Source organism: Mycobacterium sp. (assembly GCF_008709575.1).
Taxonomy (GTDB): domain Bacteria; phylum Actinomycetota; class Actinomycetes; order Mycobacteriales; family Mycobacteriaceae; genus Mycobacterium.
In genome coordinates this window covers 1-844 of sequence record NZ_VYIK01000237.1, presented here as the reverse complement: position 1 = coordinate 844, position 844 = coordinate 1, and the positions used below count along the sequence as shown (strand labels likewise).

1 protein-coding gene and 1 other RNA gene are annotated in these 844 nt (G+C 64.9%); one reads left to right on the top strand and one right to left on the bottom strand.

The annotated features are described in order from the left end of the window. Positions 1–614 (top strand): transposase (locus F6Q13_RS18150; RefSeq protein ID WP_293059497.1); only part of this gene is annotated, 614 nt, incomplete at its 5' end. Between the two features lie 102 nt (positions 615–716). Here the strand turns inward: F6Q13_RS18150 and ssrA are convergent. Further along, positions 717–844, bottom strand: a transfer-messenger RNA (tmRNA) gene (gene ssrA, locus F6Q13_RS18145); the annotation flags it as partial.

Genomic DNA, 844 nt, shown 5'->3' with positions numbered 1-844 from the left:
CCGTCGAGGCGGTCTTGCTTGAACGTGGCCTGGACGTGACCCGCCCGAGGTTGGTGGGCATCGACGGGTCCAAGGCGCTGCGCAAGGCGGTGGTTGACGTGCTCAACCATCCGGTCATCCAGCGCTGCCAAATTCATAAGGTTAGAAACGTCAAAGATCATCTGCCGCAACGCCTTCGGTCCACCGTGGGCCGGAAGATGACCGACGCTTACCACGCCGGATCGGCGCTGCAGGCCGAGGCCGCGCTGCTCGCGCTGGCCAAAGAGCTCGACCGTAGCCACCCGGGCGCGGCAGCGAGCCTGCGTGAGGGCCTCGATGAGACTCTCACGGTCCTGCGGTTGGGCGTGCCGCCCACCCTGGCCCGCACGCTGCGCTCAACGAACTGTATCGAGTCGATGATCTCGGTATGCCGTGAGCACGCCGGCAACGTCAAACGTTGGCGTGACGGGCAGATGGCGCTGCGCTGGTGTGCGGCCGGCATGGTTGAGGCCGGCAAACAGTTCCGCCGGGTCAACGGCCACCAGCACCTACCGGCACTGCGCGCCGCCCTTGAACGCGAGTGTGCCCAGCCTGTCGGACCCGTCGTGCACAATGATCAGGTGAGCGCCGCCTAATGCTCACCGGACCGCCACCGAAATTCCACGGCACTCGGGACAACTTCGACGAAAACGGGCAAAGCGCTCTATCACACTGCGCCGACCGGCTTTATTTTATCCTGGTGGAGCTGCCGGGAATCGAACCCGGGTCCTACGGCATTCCCTCAAGGCTTCTCCGTGCGCAGTCCGCTATGCCGTTACTCGGATCTCCCGGTCACGCGGACCAGCCGGGATGACGATCCCAGTCG